Here is a 14,651-nt window from a genome sequence, read left to right on the forward strand (position 1 = left end):
TTGTAGGAGCGGCGTAAGCCGCGAAGCTGACCATCCCGCCGCGCAAAGCGCATACCCGATTACATGGTTGCCCAGCGCTTTCGGCGCCGGAGCCAGCTGTGGCTTCGCGGCTGACGCCGCTCCTACAAAAACCAACCCGCCCCTGGCGTCATCGGCGATGGCTAGAATCGGTGGATGCGCGAAGCCCTCCAAGACCTGTGGACAAGTCTGTCCAGCATTCCCCACGTCGCCCAGATCCTGGCCGCCGCCTATGTCACCTATCTGTTGGTGCTGGCCTGCTACATCGTGCTGCAGAAGCGCGAGCCGGTGGCGACGCTGAGCTGGATCCTGTCGCTGGCGGCGCTGCCGTACATCGGCCTGTTCGTGTTCTATCTGTTCGGCCCGCAGAAGATCGTGCGCCAGCGCCTGCGCCGTGGCCGTTCGCGCGAGGGGATGAGTACCTATGACGCAGTGTGCCCGCCCGATGCCAGCTGCACCGAACTGGCGCGGGTAGGGCAGGCCACCACCGGGCTGTCGCCGAGCACCGCCACCGATGTCGATTGGCTGCTGGATGGCGCGGCGACCTATGCCGCCATCATCGACGCGATCGGCAAGGCGCGCCGGCACGTCAACCTGGAGTACTACATCTTCGAACCGGACCATGCCGGCACCGCCATGCGCGATGCGCTGGTGGAACGCGCCCGCGCCGGCATCAAGGTGCGGCTGCTGCTGGATGCGGTGGGCTCCTCGAGAGTCGGCAGGAAGTTCCTGCGGCCGCTGCTCGATGCCGGCGCCGAAGTGGCCTGGTTCCACCCACGCCAGCTGCTCAAGCCCTTGAAGCGACCATGGTTGAACATGCGCACCCACCGCAAGCTGGTGGTGGTGGATGGCGAAGTCGCCTTCACCGGCGGCATCAATGTCACCGACGAAGAAGACGACAGCCGCAACCCGAACGCCTACCGCGACCTGCACATGCGCATCCGTGGACAAGTTGTCCACAGCCTGCAGCTGGTGTTCCTGGAAGACTGGATCTACGCCACCGAACACGGCCCGGAACTCTTCGAGCGCGAGGACCTGTTTCCGGCCGATGTGCCCACCCGCGCACAGGGCGGCATCGATGCACAGGTGCTGGTGTCCGGCCCCGATTCCGCGTGGGAGCCAATTCATCGCCTGCACGTCGCCGCCATCCAGGAGGCCAAGCATCGTGTCTGGCTGGTGACGCCATATTTCGTGCCCGGCGAGGCTGCGCGCATGGCGCTGACTTCGGCCGCACTCGGCGGCCTGGACGTGCGCCTGATGGTACCCAAGCAAAGCGACTCCAGGTTTGTCACCCTGGCTGCGCGCTCCTACTTCGACGAGTTGCTGGAAGCGGGCGTGCGTATCTTCGAGTACGGCCCACGCATGCTGCACAGCAAGGCCTTCATCGCTGATGACGACACCTGCATCGTTGGCACGGCCAACTTCGACCATCGCAGCTTCCGGCTCAATTTCGAGCTGTCGATGATGTACACCGACCACAAGCTCACCGGCGAACTGGAGGCCATCCTGCAGGCTGAATTCGACAGCGCCGAGGAAGTGCAGCCAATCCGCGACCGTTCGCTGTGGCGCAAGCGCCTGCCGGAGGCCTTCGCGCGCCTGGCTTCGCCCTTGTTGTGAGGCAAATACCTCAGTAGATCCCGTGCCGGTCTGTAGCTAGCCAGCCTGAATCGCGCTGGCGGAAGCCCGCTTGTTTCGCTGAAGCTACCGGCTGTCCGGTACAGCACCCAAACCCTTGTTCATGCATGGAATCGGCGCTGCCAGCGCCGTTACACTGCACGCCTCTGATAGGGAGATCGTCATGTACTGGCTGTTTCTATTGCTCGCGCTTGGCGCGTTTCTGTTTGCCTTCACCACGGCGCACGCCTGGTTGCTGGTAGTGGCATTGCTGGCAGCTCTGGTGTTCCTGCTGCTGTGGGCAAAAGGCTTGTACGTGGCCCGCTTCGGCGGTGTGAGTTCGGTGCCACGCCCGCTGCATGCCGCTGAGTTGCAGGCGCTGCGCGCGCAGTTCCAAGCCAGGACCGATCCAGAGACCGCGGCGACCGTCGCGCCGCCTGCTCCCGCACCTGTCAGCCCGCCAGCCGCTGCTGGCGACCGCGAGCCAACACAGCCATGACCGTACTCAGCGTCAACGTCAACAAGATCGCGGTGCTGCGCAATTCGCGCGGCGGCAATGATCCGGATGTGGTGCGCGCAGCGATGACCTGCCTGCGCGCGGGTGCACATGGCATCACCGTGCATCCGCGTCCCGATCAGCGCCACATTCGTGCTGCCGACGTCTTGCTGCTGTCTGCACTCACCCAGCAACACGGCGTCGAGTTCAATATCGAAGGCAATCCGTTCGCACCGGCACGTGAGGGTTATCCCGGCCTGCTTGAGCTGTGCGAACAGACCCGCCCGGCGCAGGCGACGCTGGTGCCCGACAGTGACGGCCAGCTCACCTCCGATCATGGCTTCGACTTCGCTCGTGATGGTGAGCGCCTGCGCCCACTGATTGCCACCCTGAAGTCCTATGGCTGCCGGGTCAGCTTGTTCGTCGATGCCGGCAATCCGGATGTCGCTCAGGCTGCGGTGCTCGGCGCCGATCGCGTCGAGTTATACACAGGTCCTTACGCCGAAGCGTATGCCGCTGGCGACCCCTGGCAATCACTGGCGCTGTTTGCCGATGCCGCACGCCGTGCGCAGGCTGCCGGACTCGGCGTCAACGCCGGCCATGACCTGTCGCAGGCCAATCTGGCCGCGTTCCTGGCGCACGTTCCCAACGTGCTGGAAGTCTCCATCGGCCACGCCTTGATCAGCGAAGCACTGTATACGGGGCTGGAAGCCAGCGTCGGCGGCTATCTTGCAGCAATTGCAGAAGCTGAGAGCTTGAACAGCTAAACCGTCGTGGTTCGCTGCTGATTGCAACAATGGCCACCGCCGGGCCGGGCTTATTGGCCGATAAGCCCGGTCCGGCTGCTGCATGGGGGCACTTCCATCGCCCCCGGGGGCGTTGTCACAGCCCCTGTCGTCAGAATTGCATCCACACACTTATCCACATACGTTTGCACAGGGTTTCGTAGGGATTTCCCCTGAACAGCTCAGCGTTGTGGATAGGCTGGAAAGCGCCAGTTGGAATCTCTCAGCGTGTGGTTTCCTGTGAATCTCCATCGCATGCTTTTCCTGCCTTATCCACAGGTGGAAGTCGCCTCGAAGCGACGCTCGAAGGGTCCGATTTACAGATTTTTCAAGCTGGAATCGGCGGCAGGTACATACAGGCCAATCTGGTTGATCGCAGCGACGGTCGAGTTCCTAGAACTTGCTTGTCGGCTGTTCAAGGGCAGAAACGCGCCACCATAAGTACCCAAAGTCCGCCTTCAACAGCCATTTTCGGATAACTCATCATTTTCTACGCGCACGCTCCACGCGCTCACAGCAAGGAGAGTGTCGGTTGGAAAGACGTACTTTTGCGAGGGAGACCGGCGCGCCGCTTCCGCGGCCTGATCCAGTGCGGGCGTCGCCGATCGCGAATTGCAGGAGTTATCCACAGGATTCCTGTGAGGGGCAGGGACAGGCTGAGCCGAGCAGCGCTCGCGGCGTTCAGTCCGAGATATCCACAGTTCTGGAAGAACGCTTGTAGTCGCTCCGGGATCAGCGCTTTTGGGTTTCCACGTGGATCGCACGGCAGTAATCCACAGCGAGTTTCGGACTTCTTCAACCATCTTGAATACAGCAGAGCCTTATCCACAGAAAGCTGTGGGTAAGTAGCTACCAGGACGCTATGAGCAAGTGCAGCGGGCCAAGGCCAGGCCCTGGAAGAATAGGGAACCAGCACCAGCAAGTCGCCCTCGCGGCATGCGGGACGGCTTGAGCCCCTGTTTGTGGCTACGATCTGCGGAGTTCTTCAAATGCCGTAGTTCGGGCAAGCGCAGCGCTCCCGTTGGCAGGGGGCTACAGGGTTCCAGTCTTTCGTAAACGCCGTGCGAATACAGGGCTATTAGCTGTGCAGCAGCACAGTGAAGCTGTCCAAAGAAGGCTGTGATAGACCATTGCCGCCATCCAGGCAGCGCTGGACGTCATGCCCGTGGGCTTCTCTCCCGGGGTTCGAGATACCCATTGCCCAGTTGCCGGAATGCTTCCTCCGGGTACGGGCGAGGGGTTTGAAAAACAAAAAAAAACGCCCCCACCAGGAGGGCGTTTTCCAGTCGCGTCATGACTTGGTATTGCAGTATTGCTTACTGCACGAAGCCAATCTTCTTCATCTGAGCGTTCTTCGCCTGGGCCAGGATCTTGGCCATGACGTCGTACTCCGAATCCGGGCTTGCTTCGATGCGAAGTTCCGGCTGGTTGGTCGGATCCTTCTGTACTTCTTCTTCCATCTTCTGCTGCAGGTCGCCCACGTTGACTGGACTGTTGTTCCAGAAAACCTGGTTGCTTGAATCGACGCGAAGGTCGATCGGCGGCGGCGGCTCGCGCAGCTGCGGCGGCGGATTGATAACCCGCTGCGGCAGATCCACGGCGATCGGATACGTCATGATCGGCGCGGTAACGATGAAGATGATCAGCAGCACCAGCATCACGTCCACGAGGGGCGTGACGTTGATGTCGGCCATTGGGCCCCTGTTTCCACCACTACTGAATGCCATGTCTTATTGCCCCTGCTTGTCTTTGGTGGCAACGAAACCGACATCCAGCATGCCCTGACCCTGCGCGATCTTGGTGACCTCGTTGATCACCTTCATCTTGGTGGTTTTATCACCACGCAGATTCAGCGGCGGCTGCGGCGTCTGCTGTGCAGCGGTCGCGAAACGTGACTCCAAGGTCTCCTTGGAGACCTCTTCGTCGTTCCAGTAGAGCTTGCCGTCTTCCTTGACCGCCACCGTAATCGGATTCTTGCGATCAGGCGCAGTATCCGGATTCTGGATCAGGTTGGCTTCCGGCAACTCCACCTTGACCTTGTGGGACATCAGGGGAGCCGTGATGATGAAGATGATCAGCAGCACCAGCATCACGTCCACGAGGGGAGTGACGTTGATGTCGGCCATTGGGCCGCTGCTGTTACCACTACTGAAAGCCATAACGGGCTCCGTCTATATCGTTGCGAAGACTTACTCGACGTACCGGATTAGCGAACGCGCGAACCGGTGGCGAAGAAGTCGTGCAGATCGTGAGCGAAGGTGTCGAACTTGCTGACAGTCGCGCTGTTGATCTTGCTGAAGAAGTTGAAGGCGAACACGGCCGGGATAGCAACGAACAGACCGATGGCGGTCATGATCAGTGCTTCACCCACCGGGCCGGCAACGGCGTCGATCGAGGCCGAACCGGTTGCACCGATCTTGATCAGCGCGCCGTAGATGCCCCACACGGTACCCAGCAGACCCACGAACGGAGCGGTTGCACCGACGGTGGCCAGCAGGATCATGCCGCCCTGCAGCTTGTTGGATTCGCGGGTCACGGCCTGACGCAGGGCGCGGTCAACGAATTCCGAACGGCTCAGGGTTTCCGACGCACCAGCCTGCTGGTGGTGGGCAGCAGCCTGGGCTGCGTCCAGAGCGATCTTGGAGAACGGCTCCGAAGCCGGCTGCTCTTCCATGGCGCGGATGGCGTCCTGTGCGTTCGGGGCATCCCAGAACTGCGACGGCACGCGATCAGCTGCCGACTTCAGGCGAGCGGTACGGAAGATGTTGATGACGGTCCAGTACCAGGACATGGCCGACATGATCACCAGGGTCAACAGAACAACCCAGGAAACGGCGAAGTCGCCCGGCTTGGTGGTCATTTCGTGGATCAGATGCTCGAAGCCCATCTGCGAGAGAGCGTTGTTTGCGTTGCCCCCGGCAGCAGCGGCGATGAAGATTTCCTGCAGCATGACGCTTACCTTTGTTGTGTGTGGTGTTAAAGGGTGTAGCTAATGTTGACCTGACCTGGTGGCGGCTATTACCGCCGCCACGCGGATCAGCTCAGCGCAAAGTTGACCGGGACGCGGACGCGACCAGCTGCCTTCGATCCACCGCTCTGGGCGGGGTTGAACTTCCACTTGCGCGCCGCTTCCATTGCAGCTCGGTCGAGGTCGCGGTTGCGGCTGGACTTCTCGACAGACACATTGGTGACGTTGCCGCTGGCATCGACATCAATGATCAGGATGACCTCGCCCTGGATACCAGCACGGAACGCTGCCGGCGGATAACGCGGCGGGTTCATGGCCTTGGACGAGATGTCCACGCTGGCCTGGATATCAACCGGCGGCGACGGCGGTGCAGGCGGAGCCGGCGGCGTGACCACGTCGTTCGGACGCGGTTCCGGCACGTCGATCACCGGTGCTTCCGGCGGCGGCGGCAGCGGCGAAGCCTTCGGCGGCGCCAGATTCTTCACCGGCGGCGGCGGGGTGTCCTGCGGCGGCGGCGGCGGCGGCGGCGGCGGTGGCGGCGGCGGAGCGTCGACCAACGTCACCATGACATTGCGTTCCTTTTCCGCAGCTGCCTTGGGGGCAACAGCCGGAATCAGAAGCATCATCAGGGCTGCGAGATGCAGTGCGATTACAAATGCGATACCCGCGATACGCGGCCAGCTGAGGCCCGTCTCTTTCTGGGTGTCATACCTGTGGTGGAAGACCAGTTGTTCCGTCATGCGCCAAGAACTCTTTAGTGGGGTCGGGGCGGTGGTGTGAAGCCGCCCCTGATTCAGCGGTGCATGACACCGCAGGAACCTCCAAGCTTATACCAATCCTGACCAGCTGCGCATCTAAAATGCAGCCGTTCAGGCGTTATTCCTGCTTACTTCAGGTTGATGATTTTGTTTGCATCTGCCGGGTTTTTGACACCCTTGGCCAATGCGTCACGCGCTGCCTGCTTGGCTTCCGGAATGCGCCCTTCCGAGTGCAGAACCTTGGCCAGATTCAGGTAGGTTTCACCATCCTTGGACAGCGGGGCCGCGCTCTTCCAGGCTTCGATCGCCTGCGGCACCTGCTCGGTGTAGTAGTACGACTGTGCCAGCGCCAGATAGGTCTGGTAGTCCGGCTTGAGGATCCCCTTGGAGATACCCTCGTTGATCACCGCAATGACGTCCCGTTCCTTGTTGTCGGTGTTGGCGTAGATCGAGTACAGCTGCTTGTACTCGCGCTCTTCGGTGAGCTGTCCGGCCGTGCGCAGCTTGTCCATCACTGCGGCAGCCTTGTCCATCTGGTCGGCCTGCATGTACATGCTGGCCAGGTTCAGCTGGGCCTTCTTGTCCGCCGGGTTCTTGGCGGCCAGTGCCTCGGCTTCCTTGACTGCTTCACCGGTCTGGCCGGCTTCGGAGTAGGCCGCCATCAGCAACTGGTTCCAGTTGTCCTTCGGTTCGGGCGAGGCAGCGATGGCGGCCTTCAGCACCGGGATCGCCTCGGCGTACTTTTCGGTCTGGTACAGCGCCTGGCCCTTGATGACCAGTTCTTCAGGCTTGTTCGACTTCGACTCGGCGAAGTACTTGTCCAGGTTGGCCAGGCCTTCCGGGTACTGTTCGTCCTGCAGCTGCAGCTGGGCCAGCATCAACATCGCCTGGAAGTGGCCGTTGTTGTCCAGCTGGTTCAGCGCGATGGCCTGCTGCAAGTACTGCTTGGCAGCGGCATTGTCGTCGAGGTTGTACGCGCCCTGCGAGGCCAGCTGGTTGGCAACGGCCTTGTCGTAGTCGTTGGCATCGGGCGACGCCAGGATTTCATCGGCCAGGGTGCGGGTCTCTGCGTACTCGCTGTCGTTGTAGGCAGCAAACAGCTTGTTGAGCTTGCTGCCCATCTTCGAGGAGGCCTTGCCCTTCGGCTCCACGCGGGTAGCTTCCGGGAACAGCACTTCAGCCTTGGCGCTGCCCTTGTTGCCACGACGCTCGGACGAGCGCGACTGCGCCACAGCGTCAGCGACGACAACACCGCCCAATGCAGTGGCGATGAGGATGGAGAGCACGGCGTGCTTTGGGCTGCGGAAGATCATGTTTCACCTCGAAGGAGCCGCCGTGGCGGTAGAAATTCAAACTGTCGGAACGAAACCGAGCTCACAAACGTATCAGAAATCATTTGCCTGAGAAATAATTTCCGATGCTGTAATGCACAAAAACCCTACAACTAACCACAGCGCGGGACTACACCAGAGCGCCTCGCCTGCTGATATACAGGCTCCAGAGCGGGGGTGTCACGTTGCAATTCACGGATACGATTGGCCGGGTCAGGATGGGTGGAAAGCCATTGCGGAGAGCGGTTTCCGCTGGCTGCCATCATGTTCTGCCATAGATTCACTGCCTGTGAGGGGTCAAACCCGGCCTGTGCCATCAGGCGTTGCCCCACCACGTCAGCCTCACTTTCCTGAGTTCGGGAACCCGGCAGCAGGATCAGGCCTTGTGCGCCCATTCCGCCGAACTGGTTGACCGCGCTGGCGGCGGTATCGCCATAGGCGGCGCCTGCGAGCGCCCCCAGAATGCCCAGCCCAACCTGTGTGCCTTGCTGGCGGGTCAAGCGCTCTTCGTGATGGCGCGAGATCACGTGGCCGATTTCATGACCGATCACCGCTGCCAGCTGATCCTGGTTCTTGGCCACAGTGAAGATGCCGGTATTCACCCCGACCTTGCCACCGGGCAGGGCGAAGGCATTGGGTTCCTTGTCGACGAATACAGCGGTTTCCCAACGTACGCCATGGTATTGAGAAGGTAATTGTGCGACCAAGGCGTTGACCACGCATTGCACGTAGGCGTTCTGCTTGGCGTCGCGGTTGAGCGTTTCCTTGGCCTTGGTTTCAGCAAAGGCCTGGGCACCGAGTTGATCCAGCTGCTGCTGCGAAACACCACCCACCACCTGGCGCCGCCCGGTAGGGGAGGTGGTGGTGGCGCAGGCGCTGAGCAACAGCGCCACAACAACAGCTAATCCGACTGCTTTCATCCGGGACCCCCTCATTCACAACTGCAGTGTGCGAGTGTCTTGCTTAATTTTTCGTCAACCGCTGGCGGTCTTATTGCACGCCGAGCAGGACCATCGCAGCCAAGGCAATGGCGTTGTTGACAGCATGCGCGATGACGGCCGCCCACAGTGTGCCGGTCTTGCGATATACCCAGGCAAAGGCTGCGCCCATGCAGCCATAGATCAGCCATAGCTGCAGCATCGCCGGGAAGCTGTTGGGGCTGGTGCCGGGGATTTCATGCACCAGCGCGAAGGCCATGCTGCTGAGCACGATGCCCAAGGCCGGACGGCCAGCTGCCCACAAGCGCCCAAACAGCACGCGGCGGAACAGCAGCTCTTCGTAAGCCGGCGCCAACAGCACCGCGAAAGCGATCAGAAACAGCGGGTATTGCGCCCATGCCTGCTGCATCAACAACAGGTTGGTTGGCACCGGCTCCACGCCCATCTGCTTGGCGGCCCAGCCAATACCGCTGCTGCCCAGGAAAACGCCGGTGGCGACAAGTGCGATCCAGCCCCAGGTGGATGCGCGCCCCAGCGCCTGATGCGAGCTTGCACGTTCGGCCGGGCTGGCACGACGACGCAGGAAATACAGCAGCAACGCTGCACCACCTGTGGAAAACAGCGCAATCAGCATCTGCGCCAACGCGCCCGGCGCGCCCAGCGAACTGGCCAGATCAGCTGCCGCCGGTGCCGCGCCATCGCGCGCAGCCTGCAGGCCGACTTCGAATCCCCGCCATAAACCCCAGGCCAAACCACCGAGCACACTCAGAAACAGCAGCGTGGCGACGCCGATCAACAGATCCAGGCCAAATCCAAGCAAGGGCGAGCCCGGGCTGGGTGATGGAGAAGAGGGCGAGCTGATCGGTACGTCGGGGAGACTGGACATCGCGAACCTGGGAGTGACGCGGATAAAAAGTGGGCGCCATCGTCGGCGCCCACACTTACGGTTGCCCTGGATCAGATATCCAGGTTCATGACCTTCAGCGCATTGCTCTCGATGAAGTCACGACGCGGTTCCACCACATCGCCCATCAAGGTACTGAAGATCTGATCGGCTTCCACCGCGTCTTCGATGCGAACCTGCAACAGACGGCGGGTATCCGGGTTCACCGTGGTATCCCAAAGCTGCTCCGGGTTCATTTCACCCAGGCCCTTGAAGCGCTGGATCATGCGGCCGCGCTTGGCTTCTTCCATCAACCAGGCCTGTGCCTGCGCGAAACCGGTGATCTCGGACGACTTGTTGCCACGGTTGATGGTCGCGCCTTCGCGCACCAGGCCATGCAACAACTGCGAAGCCAGATGCAGCTGACGCAGTTCGCCAGATTCAAATGCGGCAAGCGGCAGCACCTGGGTGTGTTCCTCGCCCATGTGACGGCGGGTTACCAGCACGGCAGCCGGGCGCTGTTCATTCGGTTCCTGCAGCACCAGGGTGAAACGCGGCGTGCCCAGGCTGCCCTGGTTCAAGCGTGCAGCCAAGGCATCCAGGCCCTCGCCCGGAGCTGCATTGCGCAGGTGTTCCAGATCCATCGGGGTGAAATCGACCAGCGCCTCGAGCAGGCCACGGTCGTAGCGGTGCGCGTTGCGGTTGATGGTTTCCTGCGCAGCAGCGTAGGTCATCAGCAGCTTTTCCAGCGCCACGCCTTCAATCGGCGGCTCGCCGGCAGCTGGAATCAGCGCCGCGTTTTCCACTGCGTTGTTGGCCAGATACGCATCCAGCGCCGGGTCGTCCTTGAGGTACAACTCGGTCTTGCCCTGCTTGATCTTGTACAGCGGCGGCAGGCCGATATACACGAAACCACGCTCGATCAGCTCCGGCATCTGCCGGTAGAAGAAGGTCAACAGCAGCGTACGGATGTGCGCACCGTCGACGTCGGCGTCGGTCATGATGATGATCTTGTGGTAACGCAGCTTGTCCGGGTTGTACTCGTCACGGCCAATGCCGGTGCCCAGCGCGGTAATCAGCGTACCGACCTGGTCCGAGGCCAACATGCGGTCGAAGCGCGCACGTTCCACGTTGAGGATCTTGCCGCGCAGCGGCAGCACCGCCTGGTTCTTGCGGTTGCGGCCCTGCTTGGCCGAGCCACCTGCCGAGTCACCCTCGACGATGAACAGTTCGGACAGCGCAGGATCCTTTTCCTGGCAATCGGCCAGCTTGCCCGGGAGACCGGCGATATCCAGTGCGCCCTTGCGGCGGGTCAGATCGCGGGCCTTGCGCGCTGCTTCGCGCGCACGGGCAGCATCAACGATCTTGCCGGCAATGGCCTTGGCTTCGTTCGGGTTTTCCTGCAGGAATTCTTCGAGCTTTGCGCCGAAGGTGCTTTCCACCGCCGGCTTGACGTCGGAGCTGACCAGCTTTTCCTTGGTCTGGCTGGAGAAGCTCGGGTCCGGCACCTTCACCGACAACACCGCGATCATGCCTTCGCGCATGTCATCGCCGGTGAAGCTGATCTTGGCCTGCTTGGCGATGCCGCTCTGCTCGATGTAGTTGTTGAGCGTGCGGGTCAACGCGGCACGGAAGCCGGCGAGGTGGGTACCGCCGTCCTTCTGCGGGATGTTGTTGGTGAAGCAGTACATCGTTTCCTGGTAGGAATCGGTCCACTGCAGCGCAACTTCGACCACGATGCCGTTGGCTTCGCCGGTTACCGCGATCACGTTCGGATGCAGCGGGGTCTTCACCTGCGCCAGATGTTCCACGAAGCTCTTGATGCCGCCTTCGTAGTGGTAGTCATCGCGACGGCCTTCGCCGCGCTCATCCACCAGGGTGATGTTGACGCCGGAATTCAGGAACGACAATTCGCGCAGGCGGCGGGCCAGGATTTCGTAGTGGAATTCCACATTGCCGTGGAACGCCGTCACCGATGGCCAGAAGCGCAGCACGGTACCGCGGCGATCGCTGGCTTCCAGCTGCTTCAGCGGGGTTACTGCTGCGCCGTCGGCGTATTCCTGCTGGTAATGGAAACCGCCCTGGTAGATATCCAGCATCAGCTTCTGCGACAGCGCATTGACCACGCTGACGCCGACGCCGTGCAAACCGCCGGAAACCTTGTAGCTGTTGTCATCGAACTTGCCGCCTGCGTGCAGGACGGTCATCACCACTTCGGCAGCGGAGACTTCGCGATCGAGCTTCTGGCTCATCTGCGCATGCTTGCCAACCGGGATACCGCGGCCGTTATCGGCGACCGATACCGAGCCATCGGCATGGATGGTGACCAGCACGTTGTCGGCATGACCGGCGAGGGCTTCGTCGATGGAGTTATCGACAACCTCGAACACCATGTGGTGCAGGCCAGTGCCGTCATGGACGTCGCCGATGTACATACCGGGACGCTTGCGAACAGCCTCCAAGCCTTCCAATGCGGTGATGCTGTTGGCGTCGTAATTGCCGTTGTTGACCGGGGTGTTCTGTTCTTCGCTCATTGCGCTTGCCGTAGGCTCCGCAGGTCATGCGCCGTTCCGTGGAACGGGCATGAGAGATAGGGGATGACGTTCCGATTATACCTGCCGGGGGAATTTCCGCCCTGAAGGCTCAACTTACGGCATGGATGGTGCCATGTTCCACGTGGAACACAGCCGCCGGCTTCATCTCTTCCTCAAGTGCAGCCGGGGTTTCCGTTGCGGTGATGAAGATCTGCGCCGGTGTTGCAGCCAAGAATTGCAGAACGCGTTGCTGGTGATTGCGGTCCAGCTCAGAGCCCAGGTCATCCAGGGCGATTACCGGCCACTCGCCGCGCTGGCTGGCGTAATCGTCGGCCTGCCCCAACAAGCAGGCCAGGGCAGTGAGCTTGGCTTGCCCGCGTGACAGCGCATCACGCCCCGGAATCTGCGTGAAACCAACGCTCCAATCGGCCCGGTGCGGTCCCACCGAGGTATAGCCAGCGCTTCGGTCGCGCTCGCGGGCAAGCAATAAGGCATCGCCCAACGACATTTCGTGCCGGCGCCAGCCCGGTTGCAGTTCCAAACCACTCAACTGCAGACCAGGGGCCAGATCCGCAGCGATTGCGACCGCGCGATCCTGCAAGCGCTCCAGATAGTGCTGGCGCCGGGAGGTGAGGGGAGTTCCGGCTTCAGCAAGCTCCCAATCCCAGGCATCCAGCTGCTTGCCCGGGGCGCCCATCTTCAACAGCGCATTGCGCTGCTTCAAGGCCCGCGTGTAACGGCGCCATAGCGGAAGAAAGTCAGGTTCCACGTGGAACAATCCCCAATCGATGAAACGCCGACGGGGTTCGCTGCCGCCACTGACCAAGGCGTGGCTACCCGGTTCGAAGGTAACCACGGCGAGTGCGGCACAAAGATTGCCCAGTTGCGCCACGTCTTCACCGTCCAAGCGGCCTTTCCAGGCCTGTCCGCTGTGCCGCAACCCTGCCCGACGCGTTGAAACGCCCAGTTCTGCGTCGCTGCGCTCCTGCCATTCAACAAAAACATCCAGATTCTCAGCACCTTTCTGCACCAAGCCATCACGAACGCGGCCACGGAAGCTCCGGCCATAGGCCATCAGATGCAGTGCTTCGAGCACGCTGGTCTTGCCCGCGCCATTGGCGCCGGTAATCAGGTTGATGCCGGGGCGGGGAGCCAGCTCCACCGAATTGAACCGACGCACGCGGTTCAGGGCAACACGGACGATATGCATTGACGCTCGACAGAAAGCACGACGCCAGCACGGGGTCCGTGGCTGGCCATGCGCAGCTTAAAGCATCCGCCGAGTTCGAACAGCCCGAAGAGCAGGCCCCAACGCGTTCGCAGGAGCAACGACGATCTGTGCCACGTGGAACATCACAGGATTTCTTCAAATCTGAGTGATGCCCTGGGCAGCAGCTTTGCAGATTTCACGAAATCCGGTGTTTTTTTAGGGCATGTATAGGTCCGGGTACAAACCCTGTGTATAAGTGGGGCAATCTGTGGATAAAAGCGACCTTGAAAGACCGATCCGACCTTATCCACAGATATCCACAGGCTAGAAGCCCTGTTTTACAGGGGGTTTCAACGCCAACAACTCAATGTAAAACAATCACTTAAGCTAGTTTTACATGAAATCTGCTCCTACCATCACCACCAAGCTTTTGATTTATTCTCAGATTTAAAGCATAGAGCTGAGAAAACAGGCAGCCAAGAAGGGCGAAAAACCAGAGCTGTGAATCCTTGAATTCTGGGTGCTGGGATCCTGCTGCGAGTTTTAGATTTCAAGAAATCCGAGGTCGATCCAAGCTGCCTGCCCCCTCCGCTTTGTTGGTCCCTTGGAGATGCTCCGGAAAGGGTGCTGATTTCTTGAATTCTGATCGGCCGATCAAGGTCCCGGGCCCCGGATTTCACGGATTGAACTGCTCGCTTTGATCTGCGAGCCGAGCTCTGCATGGGTCTCGGGCGTGACGGTCCGAAGCCTCAAGGAATTTGAGCTGCTGATCTTCGATCAGGTTGGCTAAGGCGAATGTTCAACGCCATCCAGCTCGGTCATGCCCGCCAACGCAGCCAGGCAGGGAAGGAGTCCTGCAGATCAAAGCCCTTCCGCTAAGCGCTGAAGCGATCGACCCGATAGAAAACCAGTGCACGAATCTCAGTGAGCTCCGAAGACATCGGCAAGAGCGGTCGGAATGAGCTGGAACCAAGTGTTTGGGCTCTGCTACCGGAATCAGTACCTGGCACGGTAGCTGAAGGAAATCGCGAGACTCGCATCACTCCAAGATCTGCCACCACGTCGTTGCACCTCGCCTGGAAGCAGGCGGGCAGGGCGCAATCGTCCAGAGGCCGG

Annotated in this window: 12 protein-coding genes; 3 read left to right on the forward strand and 9 right to left on the reverse strand. The window is 61.0% G+C overall.

From position 1 onward, the window contains the following. Positions 1–174: 174 nt before the first annotated feature. The 3 genes from cls to ACVOLV_RS00665 all read left to right on the forward strand — a co-directional run bounded on the left by cls (position 175) and on the right by ACVOLV_RS00665 (position 2,895). On the forward strand, positions 175–1,635 hold the full coding sequence (gene cls, locus ACVOLV_RS00655; protein WP_481552702.1) for a cardiolipin synthase: 1,461 nt from the start codon (positions 175–177) through the stop codon (positions 1,633–1,635). A gap of 181 nt (positions 1,636–1,816) precedes the next feature. After that, on the forward strand, positions 1,817–2,131 hold the full coding sequence (locus tag ACVOLV_RS00660) for a hypothetical protein (RefSeq protein ID WP_481552703.1): 315 nt from the start codon (positions 1,817–1,819) through the stop codon (positions 2,129–2,131). Continuing rightward, the gene (locus ACVOLV_RS00665) at positions 2,128–2,895 is read left to right on the forward strand and encodes a pyridoxine 5'-phosphate synthase (protein WP_481552704.1); all 768 of its coding nucleotides are present in this window, start codon (positions 2,128–2,130) and stop codon (positions 2,893–2,895) included. The genes ACVOLV_RS00660 and ACVOLV_RS00665 overlap by 4 nt, the downstream gene beginning before the upstream one ends. A gap of 1,334 nt (positions 2,896–4,229) precedes the next feature. On the opposite strand, the gene ACVOLV_RS00670 is transcribed toward ACVOLV_RS00665, so the two are convergent. The 9 genes from ACVOLV_RS00670 to recF all read right to left on the reverse strand — a co-directional run bounded on the left by ACVOLV_RS00670 (position 4,230) and on the right by recF (position 13,535). Continuing rightward, a complete protein-coding gene (locus ACVOLV_RS00670; protein ID WP_303748133.1) occupies positions 4,230–4,640 on the reverse strand; it encodes an ExbD/TolR family protein in 411 nt (136 codons plus the stop codon). A 3-nt stretch (positions 4,641–4,643) separates the two neighbouring features. Next, positions 4,644–5,072: an ExbD/TolR family protein gene (locus ACVOLV_RS00675; RefSeq protein WP_057629873.1), complete on the reverse strand. Its 429-nt coding sequence runs from the start codon at positions 5,070–5,072 to the stop codon at positions 4,644–4,646. Positions 5,073–5,119: 47 nt separating this feature from the next. Further along, positions 5,120–5,863 (reverse strand): TonB-system energizer ExbB, encoded by a 744-nt coding sequence (gene exbB / locus ACVOLV_RS00680; RefSeq protein ID WP_057629874.1) that lies wholly within the window; start codon positions 5,861–5,863, stop codon positions 5,120–5,122. 86 nt (positions 5,864–5,949) lie between these two features. Continuing rightward, positions 5,950–6,621, reverse strand: a complete 672-nt coding sequence (locus ACVOLV_RS00685) for an energy transducer TonB (RefSeq protein WP_430980706.1) — start codon at positions 6,619–6,621, stop codon at positions 5,950–5,952. A 146-nt stretch (positions 6,622–6,767) separates the two neighbouring features. After that, positions 6,768–7,952 (reverse strand): tetratricopeptide repeat protein, encoded by a 1,185-nt coding sequence (locus tag ACVOLV_RS00690; RefSeq protein WP_481552705.1) that lies wholly within the window; start codon positions 7,950–7,952, stop codon positions 6,768–6,770. Between the two features lie 131 nt (positions 7,953–8,083). After that, entirely contained in the window at positions 8,084–8,890 is an 807-nt protein-coding gene (locus ACVOLV_RS00695) for a M48 family metallopeptidase (RefSeq protein ID WP_481552706.1), read from the reverse strand. A 70-nt stretch (positions 8,891–8,960) separates the two neighbouring features. Continuing rightward, the gene (locus ACVOLV_RS00700) at positions 8,961–9,794 is read right to left on the reverse strand and encodes a CPBP family intramembrane glutamic endopeptidase (RefSeq protein ID WP_481552707.1); all 834 of its coding nucleotides are present in this window, start codon (positions 9,792–9,794) and stop codon (positions 8,961–8,963) included. 71 nt (positions 9,795–9,865) lie between these two features. Next, positions 9,866–12,325, reverse strand: a complete 2,460-nt coding sequence (gyrB, locus tag ACVOLV_RS00705) for a DNA topoisomerase (ATP-hydrolyzing) subunit B (protein ID WP_481552708.1) — start codon at positions 12,323–12,325, stop codon at positions 9,866–9,868. A gap of 109 nt (positions 12,326–12,434) precedes the next feature. Further along, positions 12,435–13,535, reverse strand: coding sequence for a DNA replication/repair protein RecF (gene recF / locus ACVOLV_RS00710; RefSeq protein WP_481552709.1), 1,101 nt, complete (start codon positions 13,533–13,535; stop codon positions 12,435–12,437). Positions 13,536–14,651 lie beyond the last annotated feature (1,116 nt).

It is taken from the genome of Stenotrophomonas sp. STEN023 (assembly GCF_056760135.1).

Coding starts and splice junctions, on each gene's coding strand:
- cls (WP_481552702.1), top strand. CDS start 175: ATGCGCGAAGCCCTCCAAGACCTGTGGACAAGTCTGTCCAGCATTCCC.
- ACVOLV_RS00660 (WP_481552703.1), top strand. CDS start 1,817: ATGTACTGGCTGTTTCTATTGCTCGCGCTTGGCGCGTTTCTGTTTGCC.
- ACVOLV_RS00665 (WP_481552704.1), top strand. CDS start 2,128: ATGACCGTACTCAGCGTCAACGTCAACAAGATCGCGGTGCTGCGCAAT.
- ACVOLV_RS00670 (WP_303748133.1), bottom strand. CDS start 4,640: ATGGCATTCAGTAGTGGTGGAAACAGGGGCCCAATGGCCGACATCAAC.
- ACVOLV_RS00675 (WP_057629873.1), bottom strand. CDS start 5,072: ATGGCTTTCAGTAGTGGTAACAGCAGCGGCCCAATGGCCGACATCAAC.
- exbB (WP_057629874.1), bottom strand. CDS start 5,863: ATGCTGCAGGAAATCTTCATCGCCGCTGCTGCCGGGGGCAACGCAAAC.
- ACVOLV_RS00685 (WP_430980706.1), bottom strand. CDS start 6,621: ATGACGGAACAACTGGTCTTCCACCACAGGTATGACACCCAGAAAGAG.
- ACVOLV_RS00690 (WP_481552705.1), bottom strand. CDS start 7,952: ATGATCTTCCGCAGCCCAAAGCACGCCGTGCTCTCCATCCTCATCGCC.
- ACVOLV_RS00695 (WP_481552706.1), bottom strand. CDS start 8,890: ATGAAAGCAGTCGGATTAGCTGTTGTTGTGGCGCTGTTGCTCAGCGCC.
- ACVOLV_RS00700 (WP_481552707.1), bottom strand. CDS start 9,794: ATGTCCAGTCTCCCCGACGTACCGATCAGCTCGCCCTCTTCTCCATCA.
- gyrB (WP_481552708.1), bottom strand. CDS start 12,325: ATGAGCGAAGAACAGAACACCCCGGTCAACAACGGCAATTACGACGCC.
- recF (WP_481552709.1), bottom strand. CDS start 13,535: ATGCATATCGTCCGTGTTGCCCTGAACCGCGTGCGTCGGTTCAATTCG.